Genomic DNA, 20,403 nt, shown 5'->3' with positions numbered 1-20,403 from the left:
TTTCGTTGGGGGCTGATCGCCAATGTCGGCGTTGATTGAAGAAGGGCGCGCGAAGGTCAATTTGAGCCTTCGCGTCGTCGGCCGTCGCGCCGACGGTTATCACGATCTCGAAAGCGTGGTCGCGTTTGCCGACTGCGCCGATCGGCTCACATTGGAGCCGGGCGGCGAGCTGAAGCTCGCAACCACCGGACCGCTGGCCGCGGCCTGCGGCGATACCGCGGACAATCTCGTGTTCAAGGCGGCCAAGCTGCTGGCGGAGGCCGTGCCGAACCTGAAGCTCGGCGCGTTTGCGCTCGACAAGGTGCTGCCGGTTGCCGCCGGCATCGGTGGGGGCTCGGCCGACGCCGCGGCGGCGCTGCGGCTCTTGGCGCGTCTCAACAATTTGTCGCTCGACGATCCGCGCCTGCGGAAGGTCGCGCTCGCGACCGGCGCGGACGTGCCGGTGTGCCTGTTCTCGCGCGCTTGCGACATGACCGGCGTCGGCGAGCAGCTGCTGCCGCTCGCACTGCCGAGCATGCCTTGCGTGATGGTCAATCCGCGCGTGCCTGTGGCCACCAAGGATGTTTTCCAGCAGCTGGGCCTGCGCAACGGCGAGCTCCTGGTCGGCGCCACCTCGGTCTTCCGAGCTCCGGCCTGGCCGGAGGAGGGTGGGTCGATCGCCGATTGGGTCGACGTTCTCGAAAGCGTTCCCAACGATCTCGAAGCGCCTGCGCTGCGGATCGAACCTGTCATCGGCGATGTGCTGGAGGCCTTGCGCGACTCCGCCGGCGTCAAGCTGGCCCGCATGTCCGGCTCGGGTGCGACGTGCTTTGCGATCTACGGCTCGCCCGCCGATACCCATGCCGCGGCCGAAAAGATCCGGCGCGACCACCCCGGCTGGTGGGTGCATGCGGGGACGTTGAGCTAAGCGACGGTGCCGTAGGGTGAGCAAAGCGACTTGTCCGCCGTAGCTCGAAGAGCGAAGGCGGAAGCGTGCCCACCACTTCCGACAACGTGGGCACGGCGCTGACGCGCCTTTGCCCACCCTACGGCAGCGGAGCTAACCCGCGCCGTCCTCGGCCAGCCCAAGAAACCCACGGATCTCGCCCAGCACTTCCTGCGGCTTGTCGTGCTGCAGCCAGTGTCCCGCCCCGGCGATGGTCTCGACGCGCGCTTGCGGGAAATAACGCTCCAGGCCTGCTGCTCTGGCACCGGCGAGAAAACTTTCGCCGGCGTTCAAGAGCAGCGTCGGGCAGGTGATGCGCGACCACAGCGTGATGTGGTCGTCCGGCCAGAGCCGGTGCGGCGCCGAGGCGCGCTGATAGGGATCGAACTTCCAGCTATAGGTACCGTCCTCATTCTGCCGTGCGCCGTGCGTGGCGAGATGCAGCGCGAGGTCGCGGGACAGGCGCCTGTTGTGAAGCACCATCTGCGCCGCTGCGTCCGCCAGGGTCGCATAGCGGCGCGGCGAGCGGTCGTGCAGCTTGTCGAGCTGGACCACCCATTTGCCGATGCGCTCATGCGCCGGCGGCTTTGGCGTGTCCGGCAGCATCGTCACGCCGTCGAGCACGACCAGCTTCGAGACCTGTTCAGGGAATGACCCTGAGAAGATCAGGCTCACCATGCCGCCCATCGAATGGCCGACGAGGGTCACCTGAGACGCTGCGATGGTGCGGATGAGCTGCGCGAGATCGTAGACATATTCGGTCAGTGCGTAGCTGCCGCCCCTGGTCCAGTCGGAATCGCCATGGCCGCGCAGGTCGGGCGCCACCACATGAAAATGCGGCTGCAACGACCGGGCGATGACGTCCCAGCTCCGGCAGTGATCGCGGCCGCCATGGACCAGGATGAGAGGCGGCGCGCCCTCATTGCCCCAATCGGCGTAATGCAGCCGTAGACCATGAGACTCGTAGAAGCGGCTTTGCGGGGCGGGCATCGGGGCGCTATCCATTCACAGGCCGCCGCACCAGTGCCAGCGATAGGCCGAGCCCTGCAATGAACACGCCGGAGCCCTGCGTGAGACGTCGCATCAGGTGCGGCCGTCCGATCAGCTGCGTGCGTGTTGCGGAGGCCATCAGCACCACGACGACGTCGGCAAGCGTGTTCAACGCCACCGAGATCGCGCCCAGCATGATGAACTGCAGCGTGGGGCTCGATCCCGCGGGATCAAGGAATTGCGGAATGAAGGCGAGGAAGAACGCGGCGGTCTTCGGGTTCAGCGCCTCGACCAGCACGCCGTCGCGGAACGCGCACGTGTCACCGGCCGGCTCTCCCTCGAGCGACAGTGCGCGGCCGGCGCTCCGGAAAGTCTTGATGCCGAGCCAGACCAGATAGAGCGCGCCGACGAATTTAACGGCGGCGAACAATTCGGCGCTGGCGAGGATGATTGCGGAGATGCCGAGGCTCCCCGCGACCACATGAACCAGTCCGCCCAGCGCCGTGCCTGCGGTCGATGCAAACCCGCTGGTGCGTCCCTCCGACAAGGTCCGTGCCGCAACGTAGAAGATGCCGGGGCCGGGAACGGCGGCAATGAGACAGGCTGCGGCCAGGAACAGCCAGAAATTCGTTTCGATCATCCTGTTTTGGTAACGGAGCGGGCCGCGATTGCAAGGCTCTCGTTTAGCCCGCGCGGCGGAAGATCACGCTGGCATTGACCCCGCCGAAGCCAAAGCCGTTGGAGATTGCGTGTTGCATCGGCATCGGCCGCGCGCTGCCGGCGACGATGTCGATGCCCTCAGCGCCCGCATCGGGGTTTTCGAGGTTGAGCGTCGGCGGCGCGATCTGGTCGCGCAAAGCGAGCACGGTGAAGATCGCCTCGAGGCCGCCGGCGGCGCCGAGCAGATGGCCGGTGGCCGATTTGGTCGCGCTGACGGCGATGCCGCGGTTACGGCCGAACAGCGCGGCGATCGCGCCAAGCTCGCTCTCGTCGCCGGCGGGCGTCGATGTTGCGTGGGCGTTGAGGTGCTGCAGATCTGCCGGTGCAAGGCTCGCCTGCCGAAGCGCGATCTCCATGGCGCGGCGGGCGCCGTCGCCGTCGGGCGGACCGGACGTCATGTGATAGGCGTCCGCCGTCGTGCCGTATCCGATCACTTCTGCGATCGGCATGGCGCCACGCGCGAGCGCATGCTCCAGCTCCTCGATGACAAGAATGCCGGCGCCTTCGCCCATGACAAAGCCGTCGCGGTCCCGATCGAACGGGCGCGAGGCCCGCGCCGGCTCCGCGTTGAACCCGCTCGATAGCGCACGGGCCGCGGCAAAGCCGCCGAGGCTGACGATGTCGATGCAGGCCTCCGCGCCGCCGCAGATCGCGATGTCGACTTCGCCCGCATGGATCATGCGCGCGGCATCGCCGATCGCCTGGACGCCGGCGGCGCATGCGGTGACCGGTGTGCCGAGCTCGCCCTTGTAGCCGTATTTGATCGAGACGTGGCCGGCGGCGAGATTGGCCAGGAACGAGGGGATCGTGAACGGCGAGAGCCGGCGCACGCCGCGCTGCTCGGTGATGCGCACCGCCTCCGCCATCGCCGGGAAACCGCCGACGCCGGAGGCGATGATCGTCGCGGTGCGCTCCAGCGCGGCAGCATCCTGCGGCGTCCATTTCGCCTGCGCGATCGCCTCGGCGGCCGCGAGCAGCGCGAACAGGATGAAGCGATCCATCTTGCGCTGGTCTTTTGGTGCGGCGGCCTGCGCGGGATCGAAGCCGCCATCGGCATCGTCGGCCTTGTCGGGCACGAGTCCGGCAATGCGCGCCGGCAGCGCCTGCGCCCATTCGGGCAGCGGGCGCAGTCCGCTTTGACCGGCGAGCAGCCGGCGCCATGAGGTTTCGACACCGCAGCCGAGCGGCGACACCGCGCCCATTCCCGTCACGACGATACGACGCATATTACTCTCCAGCCGGCGCGACGGCCGGGTTCATGGCCTTGAGTGAAGCGATGCGCTTGCGCATGCCGCGGCTGGCGCGGGGACCGGCGACGACGACCGTATTGGCGAGCGTGATCGGCTGCATGTCGGTAGCGTCGACCACGACCGGATCGAACGGGCGAGCGTCGCTCCGGTTCGCCAGCAGAATGGATTCGCCCTTGGGCGCGAGATGCTTGTTGCCGAAGGCGAGCAGCGTAGCGATCACAGGAAAGAAATCCCGCGCCTTGTCGGTCAGAACGTATTCGTAACGCGGCGGCCGCTCATGATAGCGGCGCCGCACGAACATGCCACTCGCGGTGAGGTGAGCGAGGCGCCGCGACAGGATGTTCGGAGCGATCCCGAGGCTTTGCGAAAATTCGTCGAACTTCGTCGCACCCTGAAACGCATCCCGCAGGATCAGGATGCTCCACCATTCGCCGACCGTCTCGACGGCACGGCCGACCGGGCATTCCAGGATCGAGGGGGATTTGGGTTGCATGGCGGGAAGGTAGGTGAGTGACTTGCAAAATGCAAGTGACTAGGCAACCTCGTGCCCCGGACGCAGCGCAGCGCTTCTTCAGCGGTGCGCTGCAGAGCCGGGGCCCATGTTGCTGATGACTGCGGATGTCCCGTGGGTCCCGGCTCTGCAGCAGCAACGCGAAGGGCGTTGCAGCGCGTCCGGGACACGAGAGTGACTGTGTTGTTGCCCCGAACTCCGTCATTGCGAGCGAAGCGAAGCAATCCAGACCGTCTCCGCGGAGGGATTCTGGATTGCTCCGCCTTCGCCAAGGCTTCGGCGGACAAGTCGCTGCGTTCGCAATGACGATGTGGAGATAGTCCGGACCTATCTCACCGGTGTCGTCCCGGCGAACGCCGGGACCCATAACCACAGGGAGTGGTTTGGCGAAGATCGGATGTTATCGGTACTCGCACCGACACTGTATCGATGGATCACGCGGTATGGGTCCCTGCGTTCGCAGGGACGACACCGGATGTTTCGCTGGCGGTGCGCCGAAACGCAAAAGCCTAGTGCGACCTTGCCAGACAGAACGCCACCACCTGCTCCAGCGCGCTCTTCATCGGCGAGGAGGGGAACAGCGCCAGTGCGTCCACCGCCATGGCGCCGTAGTGCTGGGCGCGGCTGAGCGTGTCCTCGAGCGCGCGGTGCTTGTTCATGAGCCCGATGGCGTGATCGAGGTCGCTATCGCCGATCTCGCCGCGCTCGAGCGCCCGGATCCAGAACGCGCGCTCGGTGTCGTTGCCGCGGCGGAAGGCGAGCACGACGGGCAGGGTGATCTTGCCCTCGCGGAAATCGTCGCCGGTGTTCTTGCCGAGCTTTGCGCTCTTGCCGCCATAGTCGAGCACGTCGTCGACGAGCTGGAAGGCGATGCCGAGATTCATGCCGACCGAGCGGCAGGCGGTCTGCTCGGCCTTGGGGCGGTTGGCGATGACGGGGCCGACCTCGCAGGCGGCGGCGAACAGCTCGGCGGTCTTGCCGCGGATCACGGCGAGATATTCGTCCTCGGTGGTCGCGGTGTTCTTGGCGGCGGCCAGCTGCATCACCTCGCCCTCGGCGATGGTGGCGGCGGCCGCAGAGAGGATGTCGAGCGCGCGGAGCGAGCCGACCTCGACCATCATGCGGAAGGCCTGGCCGAGCAGGAAGTCGCCGACCAGCACGCTCGCCTCGTTGCCCCAGAGCATGCGGGCCGACAGCTTGCCGCGGCGCATCTCGCTCTCGTCGACGACGTCGTCGTGCAGGAGCGTGGCGGTATGCATGAACTCGACGGAGGCGGCGAGCTTGATGTGGCCGTCGCCGGTGTAGCCGGCGAGGTTGGCCATGGCGAGCGTCAGCATCGGCCGCAGCCGCTTGCCGCCGGAGGAGATCAGATGGTTGGCGACCTCCGGGATCATGGTCACGTCCGAACCGGTCCGCGACAGGATCGTGGCGTTGACGCGCTCCATATCAGGGGCGACAAGGGCAACCAGCTCTTCGATCGACGCGCCGGGAGTTTCGAAAGGTACGATGACGGCCACGCCGGTCTCCAATATTTGCCCCGGAGGGGCTATTCTGACGGAAAGACAATAGAAACTGGCGGCGGATGCGGCAAGGCCCGCGGAACCATTGACATTTGCCGCTTTAGCCCCCTCTCAGGCAAGGAAACCTGCGTTTTGCGTGAACTGGTTCGGACCAACGATATGGTGCTGGTGTCGGCGATCGGCGCGCTGCTCGACGGCGCCAACATCCATCATCTGGTGCTGGACCAGAACATGAGCATCATCGAGGGCTCGCTCGGCATTTTGCCGCGGCGGATCCTGGTTCATGAGGACGACGCCCAGGAGGCGCGGGAGCTCCTCACCGAGGCCGGCCTCAGCCACGAACTGCGCGGCGATGAGTGAGGCCGCAGATATCACCGAGGACGCCTTTCTCGGCGGGCAATTGCGCCTGAGACAGAAGCGGAGTGGCCACAGAGCCGGGCACGACGCCATTCTGCTTGCGGCGGCGACGGAGGCCCGCCCCGGGGACCGCGTGGTCGATTTCGGCGCCGGGATCGGCACGGCCGGGCTGGCGCTGGCCCGGCGCGTCGCTGGTATCGGGCTGAGCCTGGTCGAGATCAATCCGGAGCTGGCCGAGCTCGCGCGCGCCAATGCAGCCGCGAATGCGCTTGCCGCCGAGATCATCCTGCTCGATGTCACCGCCGACGCCACGGCCTTTGCGGCAAACGGGCTGCCGCCCGACAGCGTCGACGCGGTGCTGATGAATCCGCCCTTCAACGATCCGGCCCGGCATCGCGGCTCGCCGGATCAGGCGCGTCACACCGCGCATGTGGCGACGGAGGAGACCCTGCATGCCTGGGTGCATGCAGCGCGGCGCATCCTCCGATCGAATGGTGTGCTGACATTGATCTGGCGCGCAGATGGCATCGCCGATGTCCTGGCGGCGCTGTCACGCGGCTTCGGGAGCCTTTCGATCCTGCCGGTTCACGGTGAGGCGGGGCGGCCCGCGATCCGCGTGCTGGTGCGTGCGGTCAAAGGCGGCCGGGCTCCGACGCGATTGCTGCCGGGCCTCATGCTCAACGACGAGTCAGGCGTGTCCAAAAAAGAGGTGACGGAGATTTTGGAGGGGAGAGCGGCCTTGCCGCTGATGGAACCGTGACGACTTACTGCGGAAGCGATTCCGACTGCTGCTCTTGCGGGGACGTCAAGCGGATCGCCATGAACAGCGCACCGATCAGCAGCATCAGCAGATAGATTTTCATGGTGTTCTCCGCTGCCTCATTGCAGCCTCCCAACGGAAAATCTGCAACACGTTCCAGGCACTTCCAATGACAGTCGCGTGATAAGAAATGGTTAATCAGAGGTAACGGCATGGCCGAACAATTGAAAGATCGTGAGAGTTCCGGCCTGGCCGACAAGCTCATGCAATATCTGCCGGCGCGCTTCCGCCCCGGTACCGCGGTCGTACCGGTGGTGCGGCTGTCCGGTGTGATCGGTGCGGTGACGCCGCTGCGCCCGGGCATGACGCTGGCGGGCGTCGCGCGGGTGCTGGAGCGCGCGTTCTCGTACCGGCACGCCAAGGCGGTGGCTCTGGTGATCAACTCGCCCGGCGGCTCGCCGGTGCAGTCGCGCCAGATCTACCTGCGCATCAAGCAGCTCGCGGCGGAGAAGAAGCTGCCGGTGCTCGTGTTCGTCGAGGACGTTGCGGCGTCCGGCGGCTACATGATCGCCTGCGCCGGCGACGAGATCATCTGCGATCCCTCTTCGATCCTCGGCTCGATCGGCGTGGTCGGCGGCAGCTTCGGTTTCCAGGAGGCGATCAAGCGGCTCGGCATCGAGCGGCGCCTCTACACGGCCGGCGCGCACAAGGCGATGCTCGATCCTTTCCTCCCCGAGAACCCCGACGACGTCGCCAAGCTGAAGGCGCTCCAGCGCGAAATCCATCAGATTTTCATTTCCCTGGTGAAGGAGAGCCGCGGCGCGCGCCTCAAGGGCGCGGACGACGCCCTGTTCACGGGCGAATACTGGGCCGGCGAGAGTTCGATCGCGCTGGGGCTCGCCGACAGCATCGGCGATCTCCGCTCAACTCTTCGTGCCCGCTATGGCGAGAAGGTTCTCACCCCCGTGATCGCGCAGCCGACCGGGCTGCTCTCCGGCTTTCTGGGCCGGAAATCGCCCGGCGCGGGGCAGCTTTCGGCCATGGAATCAATGGTCGGCCTGCCGGACGATCTGATCTCGGCGCTTGAGACGCGGGCGATCTGGGCGAAATTCGGGTTCTAGGCGCAGCCCTCCCGCGCCATTTGGCCTCTTGGCCTGCCGATTGCGGCGCAGCCCCGACTGCGCAACAATGTGCGTGGGGGCTGAGCACTCAACGAGGATCGACCGATGCCGCCGTTCGTCGCTTTCGCGGGCGTCCTGGGTGGGCTTGCCGTGGTCCGCTGGGCCTACAAGACTGCTGTCAGGATCAACCGGGAGCTGGAGGAGATGCGCCTCTCGCGCGTCGCCGAGGCCGCCCATATGGGGAACATCCAGACCCTGAAACGTGACCCCGTGACCGGAGCCTATCGGCCGGGTTAGGCGCGCCCCATGTAAGGTGCCCTAGGGTGGGCAAAGGCGCTCTTGCGCCGTGCCCACCATTCCCTTCGGCAATCGTGGCGACGATGGGGGGCACGCTTCGCTTTGCCCACCCTACGGCACCGTCACTCTACGGCGGCCGTTAAGCCCGAATCCGCCCCTTTGCCTTGATTCCCACTCCCGCCGTCGATACGGTCCCGCGCGATTCAACCCCCCCGCGAGAGCCTGATCTGACGATGGACGCCTCATTGCCCGCCCATATGCGCCCGGAACGCTCGTTCCAGGGCTTCATCCTCGCGCTCCAGCGGTTCTGGGCCGAGCAGGGCTGCGTGATCCTGCAGCCCTACGACATGGAGATGGGCGCGGGTACCTTCCATCCGGCGACCACGTTGCGCGCGCTCGGGCCAAAGCCCTGGAACGCGGCCTATGTGCAGCCCTCGCGCCGGCCCAAGGACGGCCGCTATGGCGAGAACCCGAACCGGATGCAGCACTATTACCAGTTCCAGGTGATCATGAAGCCGTCGCCGCCGAACCTTCAGGAGCTGTACCTGAAGTCGCTGGCCGCGATCGGCATCGATTCCGCCGTGCACGACATCCGCTTCGTCGAGGACGATTGGGAGAGCCCGACGCTGGGCGCCTGGGGCCTCGGCTGGGAGTGCTGGTGCGACGGCATGGAAGTCAGCCAGTTCACTTACTTCCAGCAGGTCGCCGGCTTCGAATGCGCGCCGGTCGCGGGCGAACTCACCTACGGTCTCGAGCGCCTCGCGATGTATGTGCAGGGCGTCGACCGCGTCTACGACCTCAACTTCAACGGCCGCGACGGCGATGCCAAAGTCACCTATGGCGACGTCTTCCTGCAGGCCGAGCGCGAATATTCGAAGCACAATTTTGAAGTCGCCGACACCGCGATGCTGTTCGAGCAGTTCAAGATGGCGGAGGCAGCCTGCCGGAAATATCTCGACGCCGGCTGGAAGGACGACAAGCGCGAGGCGCATCTGATGGCGCTGCCGGCCTACGACCAGTGCATCAAGGCCAGCCACGTCTTCAACTTGCTCGATGCCCGCGGCGTGATCTCCGTGACCGAGCGGCAGAGCTACATTCTTCGCGTGCGTGAGCTGGCCAAGGCCTGCGGCGAGGCCTGGATCCATACTGAAGCGGGCGGAGCGGCCTGATGCCCGATCTTTTGCTTGAACTGTTCTCCGAAGAAATCCCCGCGCGCATGCAAGGGAAGGCGGCCGACGATCTGCGCCGCCTGGTCACCGACAAGCTCGTCGCCGAAGGCCTGGTTTACGAGGGCGCCAAGGCGTTCGCGACGCCGCGCCGCCTCGCGCTCACCGTGCACGGCATCCCGGCGCGCCAGCCTGACCTCAAGACCGAACGTCGCGGTCCGAAGGTCGGCGCGCCCGACGCGGCCGTGCAGGGCTTCCTGAAGGCGACGGGATTGAAGTCGCTGGATGAAGCAAAAATCCAGCGCGACCCCAAGGGTGATTTCTACATCGGATTGATCGAGAAGCCTGGCCGCGACGCGATCGACGTGCTCGCGGAAATCCTGCCCGTCATCATCCGCACCTTCCCCTGGCCGAAATCGATGCGCTGGGGCGCGCGCTCCGGCAAGCCGGGTTCGCTGAGCTGGGTGCGTCCGCTGCACGCGATCACCGCGACCTTCGGGCTCGAGACCGAAGAGCCCGATGTCGTGAAATTCGAGGTCGATGGCATCACGACCGGCCAGACCACCTACGGTCATCGCTTCATGGCGCCGGACGCGATTTCCGTGCGTCGTTTTGAAGACTACGAAGCGAAGCTGAAGGCCGCCAAGGTCATCCTCGATCCGCAGGCGCGCAAGGACATCATCTTCGCCGACGCCAAGGAGCTGACCTTCGCACAAGGCTTCGAACTGGTCGAAGATCAGGTGCTGCTGGACGAGGTCTCGGGCCTCGTCGAATGGCCCGTCGTCATGATGGGATCGTTCGAAGCGGAATATCTCGCGATTCCGGACGAGGTGATCCGCGCCACCATCCGCAACAACCAGAAGTGCTTTGTGGTCAAGGATCCCAAGACCGGGAAGCTGACCAACAAGTTCGTCCTCACCGCCAATATCGAGGCGGCCGACGGCGGCAAGGTCATCGTATCAGGCAACGAACGCGTGATCCGTCCGCGCCTGTCGGATGCGAAGTTCTTCTACGAGACAGACCTGAAGACGAAACTCGAAGATCGGCTGCCGAAGTTCGAGCAGATCGTGTTCCACGAGAAGCTCGGCACGCAGGCAGCGCGGATCAAGCGCATCGAGCGGCTCGCAGCCGAGATTGCGGCACTGGTCGGCGCCGATGTCGCGAAGGCGACGCGCGCGGCGCATCTGGCGAAGGCGGATTTGCTCACCGAGGTCGTCGGCGAATTCCCCGAAGTGCAGGGCCTGATGGGCAAGTACTATGCGCTGGCCCAGGGCGAGGACGCGTCCGTCGCCGCCGCCTGCGAGGAGCACTATAAGCCGCAAGGACCGACTGATCGCGTGCCGACCGATCCGGTCAGCGTTGCGGTCGCGCTTGCAGACAAGATCGATACCTTGGTCGGGTTCTGGGCCATCGACGAGAAGCCGACAGGCAGCAAGGACCCCTATGCGCTGCGTCGCGCGGCGCTGGGCGTGATCAGGTTGATCGCCGAGAACGCGCTGCGTCTGTCGCTCATGAAGGTGGCGACATCTGCGCTCACCGGTTTGTCGGTGAAGCCGGCCGATGCGCAGAAGCTGCCGAGCGACCTCCTCGCCTTCTTCGCTGATCGCCTGAAAGTACAGCTCCGTGAGCAGGGCGCGCGGCACGATCTCGTCGATGCCGTGTTTGCGCTCGGCGGCCAGGACGACCTGCTGATGATCGTCCGCCGCGTCGAGGCGCTCGGAAAGTTTCTCGAGAGCGACGACGGTAAGAACCTGCTGGCTGGCATCAAGCGTGCCAGCAATATCCTTGGCATCGAGGAGAAGAAGGACAAGCGCAGCTTCGAAGGCGCGCCCGACGTTGCGCTTTACAGCCTGGCCGAGGAAAAGGCGCTGGCAAAGGCGATAGGCGAAGTGCAGGCGGAAGCCAGCGCCGCCGTCGTCAGGGAAGACTTCGCGGCCGCGATGAGCGCGATGGCCAAGTTGCGTCCGCCGGTCGATGCGTTCTTCGACAAGGTCCGCGTCAACGACGACGATACGAAGGTGCGCGAGAACCGCCTCAAGCTGCTGAACGAGATCCGCAGCGCCACGCGTGCGGTGGCGGATTTCTCGAAGATCCAGGATTGAGGTCGCGCTCGCGGGGCAAATACCGCTGTCATTCCGGGGCGTGCGAAGCACGAGCCCGGAATCCATAACCACCATCGTGAGTATGGATTCCGGGCTCGCGCCAAGTGGCGCGCCCCGGAATGACAGCGCAAAAAGCCCCGCCCGGCGGGGGGAAGACCGGGCGGGGCCTGATGTCCGATTACACTGCTCGCGCCAGCCTGATTGAAGTGACGCGCCGGACATCTAGTCGATCAGTGCCAACAGTCGATCCGTGCTAGTCCAGCACCTCGACGATGCGGCGCGAGCGCGGCTCGACCAGAACGGTTTCGCCGTTCACGACGGTGTAGCGGTAGGTGGTGGCGCCGAAGCGTTGCGGCACGTCATAATAGGTGACGCCTGCCTCGGGTAATGTCGTGCCGACGATGATGCGATCGGGAATGCTGAAGGCGGGCACACGCTGCTCGACGACGTACTCGCGGAAGGCCGGCCGCTGTTCGACTGCGATGGTTGGGCCGCTGTCGACCACGGCGGGCGCGCGTCCGACGGTGACACCGCTTTGCGCCTGCGCCGCAAGGGGCGAGCCGATCGCGGCCGCGAGCGCTACAAGAGCGAGAATCCTGTTCCGCATGGACAACTCCTTCGACGTGAATTTTATTTTCGGACGCGCCAATGGCGCGACCGGTTGGCCAATGCATGCACCCTTCGCAATGTTCCGGGAAAAGGCCCGCCGCATTCGCGGCAATTTCAGGCAGTTTTCGTGGGTGCCGGAACTCGCATCACGTCTTGCGCGTCTCTACTCGCGGAACCGGGAGGGCTATGATCCGCCCGCGATTCGCCCCACCTCCACAGAAAGAAAATTCATGCACATCACCGTCGCCCACATTTCGCCGATCCTGTCGTTGATTGCGGGCGTGCTCATCCTGATCATGCCGCGACTTCTCAACCTGATCGTCGCGATCTTCCTTATTGTGAACGGTGCGATCGGGCTTGGGCTCCTGAAATGGCTCCGCCTCTAGGGGTTCATTTTCCGGAACTGTCCGACTTGCGCGGGCCCGCCCAAAATGGTGTAAGGCCCGCGAATTCCCATTCCTCTCGCAGGTTGTGTGCAAGCTATGGCCAAAGCCGCCTCGAAGCCCAATAAAACTCCAGCGAAATCAAAGTCTTCCGCCAAGGCGAAAGCCGCGCCGGCAGCCCGCAAGACGCTTGCCAAGAGCGCGCCCAAGCCGCTCGCCAAAGCTGCCGCAAAGCCGGTCGCCAAAACTGCCGCAAAGGCTGCTGCCAAGCCGGCTGCGAAGGCTGTGACCAAGGCGGCTCTGCCGAAGGTCGCTGCGAAGCCTGCGCCGAAGAAGGCTGTATCAGCCAAGGCCGCGCCGGCCGCGGGCAAGGCCGGCAAATGGGTCTACACGTTCGGTGACGGCAAGGCCGAGGGCCGCACGGAGATGCGCGACCTGCTCGGCGGCAAGGGCGCGAACCTTGCCGAGATGGCCAATCTCGGCCTGCCGGTGCCTCCGGGCTTCACCCTCCCGACCTCGGTCTGCACCTATTTCTACGCCCACGACAAATCCTATCCGAAGGAGTTGCAGTCGCAGGTTGAGAAGGCGCTCGACTATGTCGGCAAGTTGACCGGCAAGATCTTCGGCGATGCCAAGAACCCGCTGCTCGTCTCCGTGCGCTCCGGCGCGCGCGCCTCGATGCCGGGCATGATGGACACCGTGCTCAACCTCGGCCTCAACGATCAGACCGTGGAAGCGCTGTCGGAATTGTCGGGTGACCGCCGCTTCGCCTACGACAGCTATCGCCGCTTCATCACCATGTATTCGGACGTGGTGCTCGGCTTCGAGCATCATCACTTCGAGGAAATCCTCGACACCTTCAAGGACGGCCAGGGCTATACCCTCGACACCGACCTCACCGCCGAGGACTGGGTCGAGCTGGTCGGCAAGTACAAGGACGCCGTCGCGCGCGAGACCGGCAAGGACTTCCCGCAGGATCCGCACGACCAGCTCTGGGGCGCAATCGGCGCGGTGTTCTCATCCTGGATGAACGCGCGCGCGGTGACCTACCGCAAGCTGCACGACATTCCGGAATCCTGGGGCACCGCGGTCAACGTGCAGGCCATGGTGTTCGGCAACATGGGCGAGACCTCGGCGACCGGGGTTGCCTTCACCCGCAACCCCTCGACCGGCGAGAGCAAGCTCTACGGCGAGTTCCTGATCAACGCGCAAGGTGAGGACGTGGTGGCGGGCATCCGCACGCCGCAGGATATCACCGAGGAGGCGCGCCAGGAATCGGGCTCCGACAAGGCGTCGATGGAAGCGGCGATGCCGGAGGCCTTCAAGGAGCTGACGCGGATCTACACGCAGCTCGAGAAGCACTACCGCGACATGCAGGACATGGAGTTCACCGTCGAGCGCGGCAAGCTGTGGATGCTGCAGACCCGCGGCGGCAAGCGCACCGCCAAGGCGGCGCTGCGCATCGCCGTCGAGCTCGCCAATGAAGGCCTGATCTCGAAGAAGGAAGCGGTGACGCGGATTGATCCGGCTTCGCTGGATCAGCTGCTGCATCCGACCATCGATCCCAACGCCAAGCGCGACGTGATTGCGACCGGCCTGCCGGCATCCCCGGGTGCTGCTTCCGGCGAGATCGTGTTTTCCTCGGACGAGGCCGCCAAGCTTCAGGCCGACGGGCGCAAGGTCATCCTGGTCCGCATCGAGACCAGCCCGGAAGACATCCACGGCATGCACGCCGCCGAAGGCATTTTGACCACGCGCGGCGGCATGACCTCGCACGCGGCGGTGGTCGCGCGCGGCATGGGCAAGCCCTGCGTCTCCGGCTGCGGCACCATCCGTGTCGATTACGGCCGCGGCACCATGAGCATCGGTTCGCGCACCTTCAAGACCGGCGACGTCATCACGATCGACGGCTCGCTCGGCCAGGTGCTCGCCGGCCGCATGCCGATGATCGAGCCGGAGCTGTCCGGCGAGTTCGGCACGCTGATGGCCTGGGCCGACCAGGTCCGCAAGATCGGCGTCCGCGTCAACGGCGACACGCCCGACGACGCGCGCACCGCGATCAAGTTCGGCGCCGAAGGCATCGGCCTGTGCCGCACCGAGCACATGTTCTTCGAAGAGACCCGCATCCGCACGGTTCGCGAGATGATCCTCTCCGAGGACGAGCAGTCCCGCCGCGCGGCGCTCGCCAAACTGCTGCCGATGCAGCGCGCCGACTTCGTCGAGCTGTTCGAGATCATGAAGGGCCTGCCCGTCACGATCCGTCTGCTCGACCCGCCGCTGCACGAGTTCCTGCCGCATACCCACGCCGAGGTCGAGGAAGTGGCACGCGCCATGAATACCGACCCGCGGCGCCTGGCTGACCGCGCGCGCGAGCTCTCGGAGTTCAATCCGATGCTCGGCTTCCGCGGCTGCCGCATCGCGATCGCCTATCCGGAGATCGCCGAGATGCAGGCGCGTGCGATCTTCGAGGCGGCGGTCGAGGCCGAGAAGCGCACCGGCAAGGCCGTCGGCCTCGAGGTGATGGTGCCGCTGATCGCGACCAAGATGGAGCTCGACCTCGTCAAGGCGCGGATCGATGCGACCGCCCAGGCGGTGATGCGCGACACCAACACCAAGCTGACCTATCAGGTCGGCACCATGATCGAGCTGCCGCGCGCCTGTCTGCTCGCGGCCGAGATCGCAGAGTCGGCCGAGTTCTTCTCGTTCGGCACCAACGACCTCACGCAGACCACCTACGGCATCAGCCGCGACGACGCGGCGAGCTTCCTCGGTCCCTACGTGGCGAAGGGCATCCTGTCGGTCGATCCCTTCGTCGCGCTGGACCAGGAAGGCGTTGGCGAGCTCGTCAAGATCGGCGTCGCGCGCGGCCGCAAGACCCGCCCGAAGCTCAAGGTCGGCATCTGCGGCGAGCACGGCGGCGATCCCGCTTCCGTCGCCTTCTGCCACAACATCGGCCTCGACTACGTCTCCTGCTCGCCCTACCGCGTGCCGATCGCCCGTCTCGCAGCGGCGCAAGCCGCACTCGGCAAGGCGATCGCCAGCCAGGCGTAAGCAGAACTAGAATGCGGATGAAAGAGGCGGGGCCAAAACCCCGCCTCTTTTCGTTTTCGCGATGCTCTCGCCAACCCATCATTGCGAGCGCAGCGAAGCAATCCAGAATCTCTCCACGGCGGCAGCCCGGATTGCTTCGTCGCAACAGCTCCTCCAATGACGAGGCGGAAGCTCGGACAACAAGGAACCACACGCGCGTCCCGTAATGATACGCGCCAGCAAGAGTTCCTTCACCATTCGCGTTGACCGGTTGTTTACCGCTTCGCGTGAGGACGCGTTTACCACCGTGCGCGATCACCCCGTGAAAACACCTGCAATCGCTTGAGTGTGCCGCACGCGCAACGCCGATTAACGCCCCGGCAACCTAAATTGGATACTTACGATAAAGATCGAATTGCACGGATGTACTGCGTTTCGATTTTTCTGGCGTAAGCGTAGCGTGAGCGTATCGATGTCTGTGTTGCGTAACCATCCGAAGGGCGCGCGGTTCGCGTCCTTCGGCATCGGTCTCTGCATCTTCGCATTGATGCCGAGAGAGACCGGCTATCAGGATATTGCCTCTCTGCTGGCGCGCCAACCCGGCGTAGCCGAGCGTTGGCAGAAGCAGGTGTTCTCCGCGGCGTCCTCGATCCAGCTCGCCACCTACAGTTTTTCCCGCCCCATCGGCACCTCGGTTCCGCAAAGCGCGATGGTTCGCCTGGCGAGCCTCGATGGCCGCGACGTCACCGGCGCGATCAGCCGCAATCCGGGGCTGCAGGCTGCGCCGCGCTACCAGGCTTCCGACTTTCCCAAGGTCGATCGCTCCATGAAGGGTGATCGCCTCGCGACCGTTGCGCCGACCGAGGCTCCCGAGGCGGCCGCGCCCGCTGCGGCACCGGCGCAGCAGGATCCCGCGACGTCGAACAGCTCGGTGTTCGGCGCCAAGACCGCGGCGCTGCCGCAGGCGATGTCGCCGGAATCCGCGGCCGCCCTCGATCCCGAACTCCAGGAAGCGCTCCGCGCGCCGCCGCTGCCGCAATATTCCAATCCACCGCGGGCCAGCGACGCCGCGCGCGCGTTCGCGGTGCAGCCGCTCGAGGCGCTTAAGCGGACCACTGCGCCGACGACGCCGGTGCGGGATCCCTTCAGCGTCAAGACCTCCAACCTGTTCTTCGGCAGTTCCTCGCTCGGCGGCAATCTCGAAAGCATCGAGAGCTGGCAGCCCGGCGCCGAGCCGCTGATCGTGATGCCCGATCCCGACATGAAGGTGACGGCCTCGCTATCGCCGCCGACGGTGGACATCGCCAAGGATATCGAGAGCGGCGAGAGCGTCGCGCCGAAGGGTGAGGTCAACGCCGACAACCAGCGCGCCAGATCGCCGGCGGAGCGTCTCGCGCTCGACGACAAGTCGCGCGCGAAGTCCGAGAAGTGCCTTGCGGAAGCCGTCTATTTCGAGTCGCGCGGCGAGGCCGTTCGCGGCCAGATGGCTGTGGCGCAGGTGGTGATGAACCGCGTGTTCTCGGGCAAATATCCCGACACCGTGTGCGGAGCGGTCTATCAGAACAAGCACCGCCATCTCGCCTGCCAGTTCACCTTCGCCTGCGACAACAATGCCGACGTGATCCGCGAGCCCGAGATGTGGGAGCGCGCCAAGAAGATCGCGAAGGCGATGCTCGACGGCCAGATCTGGCTGCCCGAGGTGGGCAAGTCCACTCATTATCACGCCTACTGGGTGCGCCCGTCCTGGGTCGCCGAGATGAAGAAGATGTACAAGACCGGCGTGCACACCTTCTATCGCCCGCGCGCCTGGGGCGACGGAAGCGAGGAACCGAGTTGGGGCACCCCGGCCCAGACCGCCGCGCTGTCAGCCGAGCTCGCGCAGGAAGCCAAGAGCTCTGCCGAGATGGGCGTGAGCGAGCGGCGCTGAGGCAATCAATCGTTGCCGCAGTGAAGGTATGCTCCCTCTCCCGCTTGCGGGGGAGGGCTGGGGAGGGGGTGTTTCCGCAGGCGAGACCCCCCGTGTGGAGAGAGCCCCCACCCGGCGCTTCGCGCCGACCTCCCCCGCAAGCGGGAGAGGTGCAGCCAGCCCTGGGCTCAGAGCGGTGATCTCACATCTCAATATCCAGCGCGCAATCAAAGTTCGGCGCCGAATGCGTCAGCGCGCCCGCCGAAGCGTAGTCGACGCCGGTTGCCGCGATGGCCGCGATCGAGTCCAGCGTGACGCCGCCGGACGCCTCCAGCTGGAGACGACCCTCGTTGATCCGCACGGCCTCGCGCAATGTCGCAAGGTCCATGTTGTCGAGCAGCACGGCGTCGGCAAGTCCGGTATCGAGCACCTCGCGCAACTGCGCCAGCGTATCGACCTCGATCTCGATCTTGACAAGATGGCCGGCATGGGCGCGGGCGCGCTCCAGCACCGCACAGATGCCGCCGGCGACCGCGATGTGGTTGTCCTTGATCAGGATCGCATCGTCGAGGCCGAAGCGGTGATTGAAGCCGCCGCCGCAGCGCACGGCGTATTTCTCCAGCGCGCGCAGCCCCGGCGTGGTCTTGCGCGTGCAGCAGATGCGCATCTTCGTGCCTTCGGTGCGGGCGACATAGTCGGCCGTGAGCGTCGCGACGCCCGACAGGCGGCCGACGAAATTCAGCGCCGTCCGCTCCGCTGTGAGAATGGCGCGCGCAGGGCCCGAGATCGTCAGCACCTGCTGTCCGCGGACAACGCGTGCGGCATCACGGACATGCGCGCGCACGTCGATGTCGGAGGAGAGTTTTTGCAATGTCGCGAGTGCCAGCGGCAATCCGGCGATCACGCCGGACTGGCGCGCCACCAGAATGGCTTGCGCCCTGGTCGCTTCCGGGATTGTCGCCAGCGACGTGATGTCGCCGGCGCGGCCGAGGTCCTCGTCGAGCGCGCGCTGCACGGCTTCGCCGATCCCAAGCGGCGAGAGGAAGGCGTCGGGATAGAGCAGGGAGGTGGTGGTAATCATGGAAAACTCCTTCAGGCGATCATGGATTGCGCAACGCGCGGCAGGGAGCTCAGGCTTTCCGCGATCTCGCGCGCCGCCGTGAGCGTCGTCATCGTTCGCTGCGCCTGCGCAGGGACGTCAGCCGGATGGTCGGAGCGGAAATGCGCGCCGCGGCTCTCGCGGCGGCTCCACGCCGAGGCGGCAACGAGCAGGGCAGACGTCGCCATGTTGCGCAGCGCGATGCTCGTTGCCTCGCGTTCGAGCGCAGCGAAGTGGTGCACGGCCTCGGAGAGGCCGTCGCTCTCGCGGATCACGCCGACATGCGCGCTCATCATCGCGCGCAGCCGCTTCCCGGCCAGAGCATCCGGCGTGCCGCCGCGCGACGCGACCGGTGCGTCGGGGAGGCGGGCAGGCGCGGGGATCGAGCAGCCGGCGATGTCGTCGGCGATGCGCATGGCGTAGACCACCGCCTCCAGCAGCGAGTTCGAGGCGAGCCGGTTGGCGCCGTGCGCGCCGGTCGACGACACCTCGCCACCGGCCCAGAGTCCGTCGATCGAGCTGCGGCCGCGTCCGTCCACCGCGATGCCGCCCATGTGATAGTGCGCGGCCGGGGCAATCGGGATGATCTGCGTGGCCGGATCGATGCCGGCGGCGATGCAGCTCGCATGCACGGTCGGAAATTTGTCCGCAAAGCGCGCGCCCAGCGCCTGGCGCGCATCGAGGAAGGCGCCGCGCCCGGCCGCAATCTCGGCGAATACGCCGCGGGCCACGATGTCGCGCGGCGCGAGCTCCGCGAGCGGGTGGCGCGCAACCATGAAGCGTTCACCGGCGCCATTGACCAGCGTCGCGCCTTCGCCGCGCAACGCTTCGGTGGCGAGCGGTGCCGGATCGCGGCCGACCATGATGGCGGTTGGATGGAACTGCACGAATTCCGGATCGGCGATCACGGCACCGGCACGCGCGGCGATGGCGAGGCCGGAGCCGCTGGCTTCCATTGGATTGGTCGTGACGGCGTAGAGATGTCCGATGCCGCCGGTGGCAAGCACCACCGCGCGCGAGGCGAGCAGGAACGGCTTTGCCTGGAAGTTGCCGGCCTCGCGCAATTGAAGACCGGCGACGGCGCCATCCTCGACCAGCAGTGCCTCGGCGACGAACCCCTCGACCAGACGGATCGAGGGCGTGCGGCGCACCGCTTCGCTCAAGGCCGCGATGATCGCGGCACCGGCACCATCGCCTCGCACATGCACGATGCGCCGGGCCGAATGGGCCGCTTCGCGTCCCACGGCGAGCCTGCCTTCGAGATCGCGATCGAAGGGGACGCCATAGCTCAAGAGATCGTGGATGCGCGGCGCGGCCTCGCGCGCGATCCCAAGTGCGACCACCTCGTCGACGAGGCCGCCGCCGACCGCGATGGTATCGGCGGCATGGGCTTCCGGCGTGTCGCCCTCGGCCACCGCCGCGGCGATGCCGCCTTGCGCCCATGCGGAGGATGCGCCCTGTCCGAGCGGCGCGGCCGAGATCAAGGTCACCGGCCGCGGCGCCAGCTTCAGGGCGCAGAACAGTCCGGCAAGGCCGCCGCCGACGATGACGATGTCGTCGGTGCGGGTGAGGTTGTGGATGGTGTTTGTCATAGTTCTTTCCTTTCACTCCACTGTCGTCCCCGCGAAGGCGGGGACCCATACGCCGCAGCAGAAAT

General features: G+C 66.1%; 18 protein-coding genes. 10 read left to right on the top strand and 8 right to left on the bottom strand.

The annotated features are described in order from the left end of the window. The first annotated feature begins 22 nt into the window (after positions 1–22). Positions 23–907 (top strand): 4-(cytidine 5'-diphospho)-2-C-methyl-D-erythritol kinase, encoded by an 885-nt coding sequence (locus tag GDN70_RS29735; RefSeq protein ID WP_097668754.1) that lies wholly within the window; start codon positions 23–25, stop codon positions 905–907. Between the two features lie 132 nt (positions 908–1,039). On the opposite strand, the gene GDN70_RS29730 is transcribed toward GDN70_RS29735, so the two are convergent. From GDN70_RS29730 to GDN70_RS29710, 5 genes are all read right to left on the bottom strand, one after another. Beyond that, the gene (locus tag GDN70_RS29730) at positions 1,040–1,915 is read right to left on the bottom strand and encodes an alpha/beta fold hydrolase (RefSeq protein WP_152103371.1); all 876 of its coding nucleotides are present in this window, start codon (positions 1,913–1,915) and stop codon (positions 1,040–1,042) included. Positions 1,916–1,922: 7 nt separating this feature from the next. Next, positions 1,923–2,555 carry a LysE family translocator gene (locus GDN70_RS29725; protein WP_038972124.1) on the bottom strand — a complete coding sequence of 211 codons (633 nt, stop codon included), beginning with the start codon at positions 2,553–2,555 and terminating at the stop codon, positions 1,923–1,925. A 43-nt stretch (positions 2,556–2,598) separates the two neighbouring features. Next, the gene (gene fabF / locus GDN70_RS29720; RefSeq protein ID WP_152103370.1) at positions 2,599–3,861 is read right to left on the bottom strand and encodes a beta-ketoacyl-ACP synthase II; all 1,263 of its coding nucleotides are present in this window, start codon (positions 3,859–3,861) and stop codon (positions 2,599–2,601) included. A 1-nt stretch (position 3,862) separates the two neighbouring features. Continuing rightward, positions 3,863–4,378: a helix-turn-helix domain-containing protein gene (locus GDN70_RS29715; protein WP_028141659.1), complete on the bottom strand. Its 516-nt coding sequence runs from the start codon at positions 4,376–4,378 to the stop codon at positions 3,863–3,865. 527 nt (positions 4,379–4,905) lie between these two features. After that, positions 4,906–5,913 carry a polyprenyl synthetase family protein gene (locus tag GDN70_RS29710; RefSeq protein ID WP_026202916.1) on the bottom strand — a complete coding sequence of 336 codons (1,008 nt, stop codon included), beginning with the start codon at positions 5,911–5,913 and terminating at the stop codon, positions 4,906–4,908. Between the two features lie 135 nt (positions 5,914–6,048). Between GDN70_RS29710 and GDN70_RS29705 the strand changes: the two genes are divergently transcribed. The 6 genes from GDN70_RS29705 to glyS all read left to right on the top strand — a co-directional run bounded on the left by GDN70_RS29705 (position 6,049) and on the right by glyS (position 11,719). Beyond that, the gene (locus GDN70_RS29705) at positions 6,049–6,276 is read left to right on the top strand and encodes a DUF2007 domain-containing protein (RefSeq protein ID WP_018323354.1); all 228 of its coding nucleotides are present in this window, start codon (positions 6,049–6,051) and stop codon (positions 6,274–6,276) included. Further along, on the top strand, positions 6,269–7,033 hold the full coding sequence (locus GDN70_RS29700; RefSeq protein ID WP_028141658.1) for a tRNA1(Val) (adenine(37)-N6)-methyltransferase: 765 nt from the start codon (positions 6,269–6,271) through the stop codon (positions 7,031–7,033). Before GDN70_RS29705 ends, GDN70_RS29700 begins: the two co-directional genes overlap by 8 nt. Before the next feature lie 212 nt (positions 7,034–7,245). Further along, positions 7,246–8,154 (top strand): S49 family peptidase, encoded by a 909-nt coding sequence (locus GDN70_RS29695; protein ID WP_028141657.1) that lies wholly within the window; start codon positions 7,246–7,248, stop codon positions 8,152–8,154. A gap of 105 nt (positions 8,155–8,259) precedes the next feature. Next, positions 8,260–8,451 (top strand): hypothetical protein, encoded by a 192-nt coding sequence (locus GDN70_RS29690; protein ID WP_028141656.1) that lies wholly within the window; start codon positions 8,260–8,262, stop codon positions 8,449–8,451. Positions 8,452–8,684: 233 nt separating this feature from the next. Then, on the top strand, positions 8,685–9,620 hold the full coding sequence (locus GDN70_RS29680; RefSeq protein ID WP_038948278.1) for a glycine--tRNA ligase subunit alpha: 936 nt from the start codon (positions 8,685–8,687) through the stop codon (positions 9,618–9,620). Next, positions 9,620–11,719 (top strand): glycine--tRNA ligase subunit beta, encoded by a 2,100-nt coding sequence (gene glyS / locus GDN70_RS29675; protein WP_038948277.1) that lies wholly within the window; start codon positions 9,620–9,622, stop codon positions 11,717–11,719. Before GDN70_RS29680 ends, glyS begins: the two co-directional genes overlap by 1 nt. Positions 11,720–11,972: 253 nt before the next feature. Here the strand turns inward: glyS and GDN70_RS29670 are convergent, their stop codons facing one another. Beyond that, entirely contained in the window at positions 11,973–12,326 is a 354-nt protein-coding gene (locus tag GDN70_RS29670; RefSeq protein ID WP_028141653.1) for a DUF1236 domain-containing protein, read from the bottom strand. A 232-nt stretch (positions 12,327–12,558) separates the two neighbouring features. Here GDN70_RS29670 and GDN70_RS29665 point away from each other — a divergent pair, with 232 nt between their 5' ends. The 3 genes from GDN70_RS29665 to GDN70_RS29655 all read left to right on the top strand — a co-directional run bounded on the left by GDN70_RS29665 (position 12,559) and on the right by GDN70_RS29655 (position 17,668). Continuing rightward, positions 12,559–12,714, top strand: a complete 156-nt coding sequence (locus GDN70_RS29665; protein ID WP_080670142.1) for a DUF3096 domain-containing protein — start codon at positions 12,559–12,561, stop codon at positions 12,712–12,714. A gap of 96 nt (positions 12,715–12,810) precedes the next feature. After that, a complete protein-coding gene (gene ppdK / locus GDN70_RS29660) occupies positions 12,811–15,762 on the top strand; it encodes a pyruvate, phosphate dikinase (protein WP_173015887.1) in 2,952 nt (983 codons plus the stop codon). A 451-nt stretch (positions 15,763–16,213) separates the two neighbouring features. Beyond that, positions 16,214–17,668 carry a cell wall hydrolase gene (locus GDN70_RS29655; RefSeq protein WP_038972119.1) on the top strand — a complete coding sequence of 485 codons (1,455 nt, stop codon included), beginning with the start codon at positions 16,214–16,216 and terminating at the stop codon, positions 17,666–17,668. Positions 17,669–17,849: 181 nt separating this feature from the next. Here the strand turns inward: GDN70_RS29655 and nadC are convergent, their stop codons facing one another. Beyond that, positions 17,850–18,728 (bottom strand): carboxylating nicotinate-nucleotide diphosphorylase, encoded by an 879-nt coding sequence (gene nadC / locus GDN70_RS29650; RefSeq protein WP_152103368.1) that lies wholly within the window; start codon positions 18,726–18,728, stop codon positions 17,850–17,852. 11 nt (positions 18,729–18,739) lie between these two features. Continuing rightward, on the bottom strand, positions 18,740–20,338 hold the full coding sequence (locus GDN70_RS29645) for an L-aspartate oxidase (RefSeq protein ID WP_152103367.1): 1,599 nt from the start codon (positions 20,336–20,338) through the stop codon (positions 18,740–18,742). Positions 20,339–20,403: the final 65 nt, after the last annotated feature.

The organism is Bradyrhizobium sp. TM102 (assembly GCF_009176685.1).
Lineage (GTDB): Bacteria > Pseudomonadota > Alphaproteobacteria > Rhizobiales > Xanthobacteraceae > Bradyrhizobium > Bradyrhizobium ottawaense.
Note: the sequence above shows the minus strand (reverse complement) of the source record. Positions and strands in the feature narration are given on the sequence as shown.

What these genes read in the sequence shown, in the direction of transcription:
- GDN70_RS29735 (WP_097668754.1), top strand. Translation starts at nt 23, where the DNA reads ATGTCGGCGTTGATTGAAGAAGGGCGCGCGAAGGTCAATTTGAGCCTT.
- GDN70_RS29730 (WP_152103371.1), bottom strand. Translation starts at nt 1,915, where the DNA reads ATGCCCGCCCCGCAAAGCCGCTTCTACGAGTCTCATGGTCTACGGCTG.
- GDN70_RS29725 (WP_038972124.1), bottom strand. Translation starts at nt 2,555, where the DNA reads ATGATCGAAACGAATTTCTGGCTGTTCCTGGCCGCAGCCTGTCTCATT.
- fabF (WP_152103370.1), bottom strand. Translation starts at nt 3,861, where the DNA reads ATGCGTCGTATCGTCGTGACGGGAATGGGCGCGGTGTCGCCGCTCGGC.
- GDN70_RS29715 (WP_028141659.1), bottom strand. Translation starts at nt 4,378, where the DNA reads ATGCAACCCAAATCCCCCTCGATCCTGGAATGCCCGGTCGGCCGTGCC.
- GDN70_RS29700 (WP_028141658.1), top strand. Translation starts at nt 6,269, where the DNA reads ATGAGTGAGGCCGCAGATATCACCGAGGACGCCTTTCTCGGCGGGCAA.
- GDN70_RS29695 (WP_028141657.1), top strand. Translation starts at nt 7,246, where the DNA reads ATGGCCGAACAATTGAAAGATCGTGAGAGTTCCGGCCTGGCCGACAAG.
- GDN70_RS29690 (WP_028141656.1), top strand. Translation starts at nt 8,260, where the DNA reads ATGCCGCCGTTCGTCGCTTTCGCGGGCGTCCTGGGTGGGCTTGCCGTG.
- GDN70_RS29680 (WP_038948278.1), top strand. Translation starts at nt 8,685, where the DNA reads ATGGACGCCTCATTGCCCGCCCATATGCGCCCGGAACGCTCGTTCCAG.
- glyS (WP_038948277.1), top strand. Translation starts at nt 9,620, where the DNA reads ATGCCCGATCTTTTGCTTGAACTGTTCTCCGAAGAAATCCCCGCGCGC.
- GDN70_RS29670 (WP_028141653.1), bottom strand. Translation starts at nt 12,326, where the DNA reads ATGCGGAACAGGATTCTCGCTCTTGTAGCGCTCGCGGCCGCGATCGGC.
- GDN70_RS29665 (WP_080670142.1), top strand. Translation starts at nt 12,559, where the DNA reads ATGCACATCACCGTCGCCCACATTTCGCCGATCCTGTCGTTGATTGCG.
- ppdK (WP_173015887.1), top strand. Translation starts at nt 12,811, where the DNA reads ATGGCCAAAGCCGCCTCGAAGCCCAATAAAACTCCAGCGAAATCAAAG.
- GDN70_RS29655 (WP_038972119.1), top strand. Translation starts at nt 16,214, where the DNA reads ATGTCTGTGTTGCGTAACCATCCGAAGGGCGCGCGGTTCGCGTCCTTC.
- nadC (WP_152103368.1), bottom strand. Translation starts at nt 18,728, where the DNA reads ATGATTACCACCACCTCCCTGCTCTATCCCGACGCCTTCCTCTCGCCG.
- GDN70_RS29645 (WP_152103367.1), bottom strand. Translation starts at nt 20,338, where the DNA reads ATGACAAACACCATCCACAACCTCACCCGCACCGACGACATCGTCATC.